At 41.4% G+C, this 11804-nt stretch carries 10 protein-coding genes; 8 read left to right on the forward strand and 2 right to left on the reverse strand.

Annotated elements, in window-relative coordinates; translation table 11 throughout:
* The first annotated feature begins 1 nt into the window (after position 1).
* From G6053_RS21430 to G6053_RS21455, 6 genes are all read left to right on the forward strand, one after another.
* Entirely contained in the window at positions 2-751 is a 750-nt protein-coding gene (locus G6053_RS21430; RefSeq protein WP_165308402.1) for an RNA methyltransferase, read from the forward strand.
* A gap of 200 nt (positions 752-951) precedes the next feature.
* Positions 952-2115 carry an MFS transporter gene (locus G6053_RS21435; protein WP_165308403.1) on the forward strand — a complete coding sequence of 388 codons (1164 nt, stop codon included), beginning with the start codon at positions 952-954 and terminating at the stop codon, positions 2113-2115.
* A gap of 102 nt (positions 2116-2217) precedes the next feature.
* Positions 2218-3132: a hypothetical protein gene (locus G6053_RS21440; RefSeq protein ID WP_165308405.1), complete on the forward strand. Its 915-nt coding sequence runs from the start codon at positions 2218-2220 to the stop codon at positions 3130-3132.
* Entirely contained in the window at positions 3129-3806 is a 678-nt protein-coding gene (locus G6053_RS21445; RefSeq protein ID WP_165308406.1) for an ATP-binding cassette domain-containing protein, read from the forward strand. The genes G6053_RS21440 and G6053_RS21445 overlap by 4 nt, the downstream gene beginning before the upstream one ends.
* A 27-nt stretch (positions 3807-3833) precedes the next feature.
* Positions 3834-4367, forward strand: a complete 534-nt coding sequence (locus G6053_RS21450) for a GNAT family N-acetyltransferase (RefSeq protein WP_165308407.1) — start codon at positions 3834-3836, stop codon at positions 4365-4367.
* 158 nt (positions 4368-4525) lie between these two features.
* Positions 4526-7258, forward strand: a complete 2733-nt coding sequence (locus G6053_RS21455; protein ID WP_165308409.1) for a DNA gyrase/topoisomerase IV subunit A — start codon at positions 4526-4528, stop codon at positions 7256-7258.
* Between the two features lie 192 nt (positions 7259-7450).
* On the opposite strand, the gene msrA is transcribed toward G6053_RS21455, so the two are convergent.
* Positions 7451-7966, reverse strand: a complete 516-nt coding sequence (gene msrA, locus G6053_RS21460) for a peptide-methionine (S)-S-oxide reductase MsrA (protein WP_165308410.1) — start codon at positions 7964-7966, stop codon at positions 7451-7453.
* A 171-nt stretch (positions 7967-8137) separates the two neighbouring features.
* The gene (locus G6053_RS21465) at positions 8138-9166 is read right to left on the reverse strand and encodes a N(4)-(beta-N-acetylglucosaminyl)-L-asparaginase (RefSeq protein ID WP_108635770.1); all 1029 of its coding nucleotides are present in this window, start codon (positions 9164-9166) and stop codon (positions 8138-8140) included.
* A 320-nt stretch (positions 9167-9486) separates the two neighbouring features.
* Between G6053_RS21465 and G6053_RS21470 the strand changes: the two genes are divergently transcribed.
* Positions 9487-10713: an NlpC/P60 family protein gene (locus G6053_RS21470; RefSeq protein ID WP_165308411.1), complete on the forward strand. Its 1227-nt coding sequence runs from the start codon at positions 9487-9489 to the stop codon at positions 10711-10713.
* A 6-nt stretch (positions 10714-10719) separates the two neighbouring features.
* Entirely contained in the window at positions 10720-11775 is a 1056-nt protein-coding gene (locus tag G6053_RS21475; RefSeq protein ID WP_165308413.1) for a dipeptide epimerase, read from the forward strand.
* Positions 11776-11804 lie beyond the last annotated feature (29 nt).

The raw sequence follows: 11804 nt of genomic DNA on the forward strand, positions 1-11804 counted from the left end.
AATGTTGTCAAAAGCGCAAATCAGTCTAATAACGTCTCTACAAAACAAAAAGTATAGAAAACAACATGGCTTATTTATCGTTGAGGGCATAAAATCCGTCAAGGAATTTATCTCATCGAGTTACCGGGTTGATTCCATTTTCTATACAGACGACGCAAACACAAAAGTGGGTAAAATCTCGCATAATATAAAATCCCATGAACTGACGGGGGCTGAATTTCAAAAGATTAGTACACTAAAATCTCCGCAAGGCATCCTTGCTCTGGTCAAGCTCCCAAAACAACAACAGATTGAAGTAAGTGATTTAAGAAATTGCTACAACATCGTTTTGGATGATGTACAGGATCCCGGTAATTTGGGTACCATCATTCGCACAGCCGAATGGTTTGGGATCAAACATATCATTTGCTCCATTGGCACGGTAGATGCCTATAATCCAAAAGTCGTGCAGGCGACAATGGGCTCATTGGCAAGGATACAAGTTCATTATGTGGATCTGCATGAATTTATTTCTTCAACAGACCTACCGGTCTATGGCGCACTGCTCAATGGGCAATCCATTTACCAGACCGAATGGAGTACAGAAGGATTGATTGTCATGGGAAATGAAGGCAACGGTATCAGTACAGAAGTAATAACTTTAATAGATCAGGCAGTGACCATACCCCGCATCGGTCAAGCGGAATCGCTGAATGTTGCCGTAGCAACAACGATATTCTGTAGTGAGATCGCCCGGCAGCGGCTGATCTGAATGGACGTTCAACCGCAGATGATATCCGTTGATGTACCCAATGTGATGTCATAATTGGAAGATTTTTCGAAAATTTCGAACAAAAGAAAAAGTTTAATCGTTTCAAAAGCTGTACATTTGACCTACACTTCAAAAAGTACAGGTATCATCCACGGTACCGCATACTTGAGGAATTATTCATGCACGATAATTTTTTTAAAATGCCATCTGAACAGAAATCCATCTACACGCTTCAATTTATTTTACTTTGCCTGAGCTCACTCCTATTCTCGTCTAGTTTCAATATGATTATTCCCGAGCTACCTAATTACCTGAGTAGCCTGGGCGGGGCTGAATATAAGGGTCTGATCATAGCACTATTTACATTGACTGCCGGAATTTCACGACCTTTCAGTGGTAAACTGACCGATCGTTGGGGCCGTGTACCAGTCATGGCCATCGGATCCATCGTCTGTTTTATCTGTGGTTTTCTTTATCCGATCTTAACTTCCGTCGCGGGCTTTCTGTTTCTTCGGTTGATCCATGGTTTCTCCACCGGTTTTAAACCGACCTCCACCTCGGCATATGTCGCAGATCTTGTTCCTCAGAAAAGATGGGGTGAAGCCTTGGGAATGCATGGACTTGCATTCAGTGTCGGTACTGCAGTAGGCCCAGCAATAGGGAGCGCAATTTTTGATGCTTTTGGAATTAATGTCATGTTCTACTCCTCGTCTTTCATGGCATTGTTATCAATCCTCATCGTCATCAATATGAAGGAAACCTTGGTTAAAAAGGAGAAATTTAACCTTTCCATGCTCAAAATAAACCGAAAAGACATTATTGAATGGCGCGCACTCCCTGCTGGAATAGTTACCTTTCTATCCTATACGGCATACGGTGTGATCCTGACCCTTATACCGGATTGGAGTGAACACCTTGGATTAAGAAATAAAGGCCTTTTCTTTCTGGCCTTCACGATCGCATCCGTCATGATACGTTTTGTTTCGGGAAAGGTTTCCGATCGCTATGGGAGGCCGAAAGTTATTATCACAGGTTTAGTGATTATTGCAATTGCTTTGGTGGTCATTGGTTTTGAGGATAGCTTTATCGGTATGATGGTCGGGGCCAGCATCTACGGTATCGGTACCGGTATATTATCTCCTGCGGTAAATGCCTGGACCATTGACCTGAGCATCCCCGAACATCGGGGCAAAGCGGTCGCGACCATGTATATTTCGCTCGAAGCGGGAATTGGCCTTGGGGCCCTCCTCGCCGGACTGTATTATGCAGATGTCATCCTCCGCATTCCGCAAATTATGTATGCCAATGCCGTGGTGCTCGTGATTGCCTTACTCTATATGCTAAATTGGCAAAGAAAATCTTAGCTTTAGCTATTCGATTGGAGTCATTAAATTTAAGTACGCTAACGGCGGACTAACAAGCTCACGATAGCATCGCTTGTATGACTATTTATAAACAGATAGCAAATGATAAACAATTATTTAAAGCTTCAATATAAATTGTTGACACGCCATTTTAAGGCGACCGGCCTTCCGATTGTGGTTGCGCCACTTTTGTTACTGGGAGTCTGTTATCTTGCCCATTATCTTCTGCTCCAGTATCCTGTTTTTGGAAGCTATGCCCTACTGCTTAGCAATTTTCAGTTACTCTTTCTCCTGACCGAAAAAAACAGGAACGATTTTCTTAAAAATACCTTTAGTAAAAAAAAATTTTATACGATCAGGCTAGTGGAAAATGGATTCGTGATTTTACCGACCATTGCTATTTTTCTATTTCTAGGGCTATGGCTATATGGCGCGGCGCTCATTGCACTAGCTCTTGTATTCGCTTTTTTGGTCTTTAGGGCTTTTGGTAAATCCATTCCAACTCCGTTCACAAAGAAACCTTTTGAATTTATTATTGGATTCCGAAGGAGTTACCTGCTAATTTTCATTCTGTATATACTCGGAGCAATCGGCTTCTATGTAATGAACCCTAACCTCGTTCTATTTTGTATCGCTGGTATTGCACTTACCGCTGTATTCTACTATCAATTACCGGAACCTATATTTTATCTTTGGAACAGCCGAGAGTCACCGGCCAGATTTCTGCTGCGGAAATTTAGGCATGGAATACTGCAATGCCTTTTATTTGCCTTTCCGCTCCTACTGACATACGCCTTTATTTTTTCATCAGAATGGTTTAATGCACTAATTGTTTTGGGCGGTATACTATTCCTACTCCCTTTTGCCATTACCTTAAAATATGTCGCTTATCCACGAGAGATCAATTTTCCGGAGGTTTTTGCGCTGGTATTATGTTTCAGCTTCTATCCATTGATATTGGCATTATTACCTTTTTATTACTTTAAAGCCCTCAAAAATCTAAAGAACTATTTATGATCGAACTTATTCATATCAGTAAATCCTTTGGGCAGCATCAGGTCTTGCATGAGGTCTCCTTTACTTTTGAGGACGGAAAAGTCTACGGCATCGTAGGCGAAAACGGGGCTGGAAAAACAACCTTATTTCGCTGTATAGCAGGGCTGGAAACAGCTTCGGGAAAGATCAGCGCAAATCTGCAACCACTTAAGAACCATTTAGGTTACCTGACATCAGATCCGTATTTCTTATCAAAACTGACGGGTGAAGAGTATATCTACCTCCTTACCGACGCCCGTGGGAAAAGTATTAAAAACCTCTATGACAGAAATATCTTCGAATTACCATTAAAAGAGTATGCGAGCTCTTATTCCACGGGGATGAAAAAGAAACTGGCACTGACAGCGACTCTGCTCCAGGACAACTGTTTCTACATTCTGGATGAACCTTTTAACGGGATAGATCTACAAAGTAGTATTATCCTGACCGAAATCGTACTACGTCTTAAAGCAATGGGCAAAACCATTCTGATCTCATCGCATATATTTTCGACACTAAAGGATACCTGTGATGAGATATTGGTTTTGGAAGAAGGTCGGATCAGCAAGACTGTTAAAAAAGAAGAGTTCGGTAATTTTGAAGAAGAAATGAAAGAGAAAATATTGAAAAAAGATATTGATAAACTGTGGCTTTAAAAGCCACTAAAATCTAAAATATACCAGATGGAAAAATACCTACCAACATTAGAAACCGAACGTCTAATCATCCGTCCGATAAGCATGGACGATAAGGACTATTTTTTTGCCATGGATTCACAGGCTGAGGTACATACCTTCCTCAATAAAGAGCCAGTTCAATCCATCGAAGAAATGGAAAAAGTGATCGCTCTCATTCGGCAACAATATGAAAAATACGGTATTGGCCGACTGGGAGTTGTTGAAAAATCAAGCAACCAATGGATCGGCTGGACGGGTTTTAAATATATTGATGAACTGGAAAACGGACGTATCGGGTTTTTGGACCTAGGCTATCGTTTCAGGGTAGAATCCTGGGGTAAAGGATATGCCACTGAGGCGGCATTAGCCTGTATGCAGTATTATCGGGAACACCTGACTCATTTCGAGCTCCATGCCATCACCCATACCGAAAACAAAGGATCAAGGCATGTATTGGAGAAAGTGGGTTTTCAGGTCACCGAAGAGTTTTATTTCGACCGTTGGGACATCCAATGTTATTGGTACGACCTGGTCGAGTAATCGGTGCAAAACTAATTATATTAGCTTTAAAAACTAATTTTTTTAACTTTTTATACTTTCACTGGGATAAAACAAAATGGTTTTGTATTTTTACACGTTCGAATAAAATAAAATTTCGAACATTTCTGTATTGTACAATTTAATCTATTGCTGAATAAATGAGTGACGAAACAAACTTCCCAACGGAAGATAACCAAGAAGAATTAGGAGCAGGAAAAACAGAGGGCGGAAGTCAGACAATACCTTTATCTGGACTGTACGAGAACTGGTTTTTGGATTATGCGTCCTATGTGATCTTGGATAGAGCTGTACCCCATATAAATGACGGCTTGAAACCCGTACAACGTCGTATCCTCCATTCCCTAAAAGAAATGGATGATGGACGATATAATAAGGCTGCCAACGTGATTGGTAATACCATGAAATATCACCCGCATGGAGATGCTTCCATCGGAGATGCCATGGTTCAATTGGGACAGAAAGACCTCCTGATCGATTGTCAGGGTAACTGGGGCTTCCCGATCACGGGTGATTCGGCTGCAGCACCACGTTATATCGAAGGACGGCTTTCTAAATTTGCGAATGAAGTTGTCTTCAATCCCGAAACGACAGAATGGCAACAGAGCTACGATGGACGTAACCGTGAGCCAGTTACTTTACCTGTTAAATTTCCATTGCTTCTGGCTCAGGGAGCCGAAGGTATTGCTGTAGGTTTGGCAACCAAGATTATGCCCCACAACTTTATTGAGCTTATAGACGGCTCAATTCAGGTACTGAATGGCGAACGACCAAATATTCTTCCCGATTTTCCGACAGGTGGTATGGCTGATGTCTCCAACTATAACGAGGGACAACGCGGTGGAAAGATCCGTGTGCGCGCTAAAATCGAGGAACGGGATAAAAAGACGCTGGCGATCACAGAAATTCCTTTTGGCACTACTACAGGCGGCTTGATCGAGAGTGTAGTGACAGCCAATGAAAAGGGCAAAATCAAAATCAAGAAAATTGAGGACAACACCGCTGGAAATGTTGAAATCATCGTGCATTTAGCGCCGGGAATATCTCCTGACGTTACTATCGATGCCTTGTATGCATTCACTGCCTGCGAGGTTTCCATTTCGCCAAATACCTGTGTCATCAAAGATGAGAAACCTCATTTTATGAGTGTCAATGACATCTTGATTGAAAATACCAAAAACACCAAAAATCTATTGAAGCGGGAATTGGAGATCCGTTTAAATGATCTTCAGGAAAAAATATTCTTCAATAGTTTATTAAAAATATTCATCCAAGAGGGGATGTACAAACACGCCGATTATGAAAATGCCGGTGACTTTGACACTGTCGTACAGGTTTTAAATCGCTTGTTTGAGCCATTCTTTGAACAGTTTTATCGTGAAATTCTTCCGGAGGATTATAAGAAACTGATCGATAAACCAATGAGTAGTATCACACGTTTCGATGTAAAAAAATCAGACGAAACGATGAAGACGCTCGAAAATGAGATCAAAGAGGTGAAGCGCCATTTGCGTCAATTGACAGAATATGCTATTGCATGGTATGAAAAACTACGTGAAAAATACAGCAAAGATCGCGAGCGAAAGACTGAATTACGCATCTTTGATAAAGTTGAGGCAACACAAGTTGCTTTAGCCAATGCGAAGCTGTACGTCAATCGCGAAGAAGGTTTCATCGGCTCCGGAATGAAGAAAGATGAATTTGTCTGTGATTGCTCAGATATCGACGATATCATTGTATTCCGCGAAGATGGCAAATATGTCGTCAGCAAAATCCAGGATAAAGTATTTGTCGGAAAAGGAATTATCCATGTAGCGGTCTTCAAAAAAGGGGACGAACGTACCATATACAACGTGATCTATAAAGAAGGCGAAACCGGTACGAGTTATATTAAACGTTTCTCGGTTGTCGGCGTTACCCGCGATAAGGAGTATGATGTATCCAAAGGGTCAAAAGGATCAAAGGTTTTATATTTCACCGCTAATCCTAATGGTGAGGCCGAAGTGGTCAATATACAGCTCAAACCACACACGAAATTGCGTAAATTGAATTTCGATATGGACTTCGCTGAAATTGCCATTAAAGGTCGTGCATCTCAGGGCAATATTGTTTCCAAATATCCAGTCAAGAAAATCGCCTTTAAAAGCTCAGGTATTTCAACACTCGCAGGACGAAAAATTTGGTATGACAGCATCATGAAACGCTTAAATGCCGATGAACGTGGTCAATATTTAGGGGAATTTGATGGTGATGATAAAATATTAATTGTGCTTTCCGACGGTAGCTACGAGTTATCGAACTTCGACCTAAGTAACCACTTTGATGAAAAAATGATCCGTATAGAAAAATTCTACCCGGAACATATCTATACTGTGGTACATCAAGATGGTAAGAGTGGTACTTATTTTGTCAAACGTTTTAAATTTGATGACCAGCCCATTGGTAAACGTATTTCGTTTATCAACGAAGAACCCGGTTCAAAATTAGTGCTTATGAGCAATGCTGCTGAGCCGACCGTCAAATTGGACATCCTGAAAGGTAAATCACAAACGGAGGAAACACTGGAACAACCGTTGACTGAAATTATTGACATAAAGGGTATAAAAGCACAAGGCAACCGTCTGTCCTTCCATACCGTAAAATCTGTCACCTTGATCACGGCTGATGAAGATCTAAGTGAAAAAGGAAAGGAGAAAGCTGAAGTCGCTTCAGAAGGTGGTGAAACAAAATCCGGAGAGACCAAATCCGATGCGGCAACTGATGAAATATCAGCGGATGCCACTAAGGATAAAAAAGAAGATGACATCAAATTAGAGATCACTAATCCTGATGACATCCAAATTGATGACAAGGGGCAAATGGAAATGTTTTAACAACATTTTTCAATAAGTAATCCGCATAAAGAAAAGGCTCGAACATCATATTCGAGCCTTTTATATTATTATTGATCGCAGGTAGTTTTCAAAGGTCACCAAGGTCTTGTTTCAATCCTCCTCCCCCGCTAATAAACAGCCCACCATCAATTTGCTGCGCTAAACACAAAACTCCCCATTAAAACCTTTACTTTAGGCTTTAAATTCTTTTAAGAATTTTTGAAGTTTCGGCGCAATGACCACTGAACAAAATGGGTTCTCAGGATGATCATTAAAATAATTATGATGATAATCTTCGGCCAGCCAGAATGTTGACGCCGGTTCTACCGCTGTTACAATTGGATCATCATAGATATCCTCGTTTTCCAACTCATCAATAAAGTTTTTCGCTAAGATCTCCTGTTCTTCGTTATGATAGAAGACTACAGAACGATACTGCGTACCCACATCATTACCTTGACGGTTCAATGTTGTCGGATTATGTGTTTTGAAGAAAATCTTCAACAGATCCTCATAATTGACCAGTTCATCGTCATACTCCAACTCCACCACTTCCACGTGATCGGTTGTACCTGTACATACCTGCTCATAAGTAGGGTGGTCTACATGACCTCCCATATATCCTGGCAATACGGATGTCACTCCTTCGGTATTTTGGAAAATCACTTCCGTACACCAAAAACATCCACCTCCAAATGTTGCTTTCATATTTTTATAGTATTGAGTACTGCGTATTTAGACTTTAATTTTATAAGCCCTTAGCACGCTCGTTATATTATTATTTTACTTCCACAATGCCCACACAAAGATAATCATTATTCAATTTAATACTTCTATCTAAAGGTGTATTCTATATTTAGTGTGCGTATTGAGTGATTCCTAATAATAATGTTTTCCTTTGATCAATAGGTCCTGCTGCTTACTGTCACAAACGGCGTAAGAGAATCCTTCTTGCAATGCAAAAGCTCCATACTCACCTTTCTTGTTAATCGCCAAAAATCCAACTTGTATCTCTTTGGCAATTGCAGGCTTTTTCTTCACAATACGCATCACAGCTTCCTTACAGGCATCTTCAGGGGAATAACCCTGACGCATCAATTCAACCACCAAAAAACTGCCTACATTACGGATAACTTCTTCACCCACCCCGGTCGAAGTAGCTCCACCAACTTCATTATCAACATATAAGCCAGCGCCGATGATCGGGCTATCTCCCACCCGGCCATGCATTTTAAATGCCATTCCACTGGTTGTACAAGCTCCGGATATATTTCCATTGGCATCTAAGGCTAGCATACCAATGGTATCGTGATTGTATTGGTTTCCCGGCAGGCGCTCCGCAGCAAAAGTTTTATTTTCGATATTAACGACTGGCTTGTATTTCTTCTCCTTTAACCACTCCTTCCAAGCTTTCTCTCCCTCAGGCGTCAATAAATTCTCTTCTTTGAAACCGTTTTCCAATGCAAATTGCAATGCCCCCTCTCCAACTAGCATGACATGTGGTGTTTTCTCCATAACCAAGCGGGCCACCGATATCGGATGTCCGATTTTTTCCATACCAGCCACAGCACCACAATTACCATCAGCATCCATAATACAGGCATCTAAGGTCACATGTCCATCACGATCCGGATACCCTCCTTTTCCGACGGTCATATTTTTTAAGTCCGCTTCGGGTACACGCACACCTTGTTCGACAGCATCAAGAGCTTTTCCGCCTTTCGATAAGATCTCCCAGGCCGCCTTATTTGCCGCTATTCCAAAATCCCAGGTTGATATGACAATCGGATATTTTTTCACCTTATCATCGGATGCAATCGTCAGCCCTTTTGTATCAAATGCGCTCAAGGTACCTATCGCCGTAGCAGCCATAAAACCTTGTTTAATAAAATTACGTCTAGAACTCATATATAAACTATTTGTCTTTTAATAACCTGTTTGCCTCCACCGTCCGGCATTTTACAAGCATGAATAATTCGTTTTTAATTGTTCATTGCCACAATTCGCAATCGCTAACCTGCTTTTTGGCAGTGAGATTCAAAAACAATCGACGATTTTGCGATCAATAAGCAATAATACAAAATGGTTTTAGCAAATAGACAAATTAATTAAAATTAGGCCCAAAGGTTCGTTTTTTAGCAACACAATATTCAAATCACTCAAAAATCGACAACAAACGTTGATTTATATTGTGAATTAATCCTATCTTTAGAAACAAACTAATCAGCATGAAAAACACACTAAAATTCGCTATTTTAGCATGTGCAAGTCTTATTGGCACAAGTCATGGCCATGCACAGCAAGTAGATTCCACCACTTATTTCAAAATCAAAGAATTGCAAGAAAACGTAAAACGTGAATTTGCACCGGATCGGAGAACGAAAATAGTGGCTATTCAAAAAGCGGATGTTCCTCAAAATATATATATTCTCGAAACAACCGAAAAAGATGCTAAGTTTGTTCTGGAACAAAAAGCAAAAGAAATATCCGCGAATATCCAAGTTCAACTTTTACCGGACGCCAGTGTTGAGGGAAAAACTGTAGGGGTAATCAGACTTTCAGTTGCCAACATGCGTACCTTCCCGGATAATTCCGCGGAATTGACAAGCCAAGTTTTATTGGGTACACAAGTAGATCTGCTACAGAAGAAAAGTGGTGAATACCGGGTACGTACCCCCGATGGTTATATCGCTTGGGTGCCAGCATCTTCAATAGCTGTCATGGATCAGGCCGAGGCCGACAACTGGAGACAATCAGAAAAGCTGATCTACACCACTGAATTCGGAAAATCTTATTCCGAACCCAACGAGAAAAGCCAGCGGGTATCGGATCTTGTATATGGGGATATCTTAAAATTAACCGGACAAAAAGGCAGTTTTTATGAAATCGCATACCCCGATGGCCGCAAAGGTTATATCAAGAAATCTGAAAGCCTAACGTTAAAAAATTGGCTGGATACGCGTAATCCTACCGCTGACCATATTATCGCAAGTGCAAAAACCATGTTGGGACTACCTTATTTGTGGGGCGGCACATCGGTCAAAGGGGTCGATTGTAGCGGATTTACCAAGACAAGCTTCTTTATGAATGGCTTCGTTATCCCTAGAGATGCATCACAACAGGTTTTAGCGGGCGAAAAGATAGATATTTTGGACAGCGAGGGGCATTTTGATCCTGACAAAGCGCTTAAAAACCTGAAACCTGCAGATTTACTCTTTTTTGCTGCGGGCAAAAATAGTAATCCCAATGCACGCGTAACCCATGTAGCGCTTTATATAGGCAATGGCACTTTTATCCATGCTGCAGGATTGGTTCGTATTAACAGCATGCTGAAAGATGCTGCTGATTACGACGATTTTCAGACACGTACCGTTGTTGCTGCCCGTCGTTATTTAGGTGCCAAGGATTCTGCAATTCAAAAAATCGCTGAAAGCAATTACTACATCAACAAATAAACCATAATGAGCAATCAATCTGAATGGATCAGCAAGGACTTTGGGGCCTTTAAGCTAAGGTTCCGTCCATATACCCTAACATTGCGCCATGTCTTTACCGTCGCTTCTTACAGCCGAAGTACGACACCTGTTGTATTGACCGAACTGGAGTACGAGGGTATCATCGGCTATGGAGAGGCCAGCATGCCGCCTTACCTTGGTGAGTCGCAGGAAAGCGTGATCGCCTTTTTAAATCAAATTGACTTATCAGCATTCAACTCCCCTTTCCAAACGGAGGAGATCTTGCATTATGTAGACCAAGTAGCAGCAAAGAATACTGCCGCAAAAGCAGCGATAGATATTGCCTTACATGATGTGCTTGGTAAAATTATGGGCCAGCCCTTCTATAAAATATGGGGATTAAATCCGGATCTTATCCCGCCAACTTCTTACACAATTGGTATTGATACGGAGGACATGATCCGCAAAAAGGTTGCTGAAGCAGATCAGTTTAAGATTCTAAAAGTAAAATTGGGTCTGGATACCGATAAAATGATTATTGAAACCATTCGGCAGGCAACAGATCGCCCATTATGTGCAGACGTCAACCAAGGGTGGAAAACCCGGGAAGAGGCATTGGAAATGGCACATTGGCTGGCGGAGCGTAACGTCGCTTTTCTCGAACAACCGATGCCCAAAGAACAGATCGACGATAATGCCTGGTTAACCGAGCACAGTCCAATACCGACTATTGCTGACGAGGGATGTCAACGATTGGCTGATGTACCAGCATTAAAAGGTGTCTACAGCGGCATCAATATCAAGCTTATGAAATGTACCGGTATGCGTGAAGCTAAGCGGATGGCTGAACTTGCACGTTCCCTTGAAATGAAAGTAATGATCGGCTGTATGACCGAAACTTCCTGTGCCATCAGTGCAGCGGCACAATTGGCACCACTAACCGATTGGGCAGATTTAGATGGGGCACTCCTGATCGATAACGATATCTATGATGGCATGACGGTAATCGATGGCAACTGTATCTTACCTAACCGTCCGGGAATTGGAATTTTAAGAAAATAAGATTATATTCAATGCAATGTTTTTCGGTC

It is taken from the genome of Sphingobacterium sp. DR205, from assembly GCF_011064245.1.
Lineage (GTDB): Bacteria > Bacteroidota > Bacteroidia > Sphingobacteriales > Sphingobacteriaceae > Sphingobacterium > Sphingobacterium athyrii.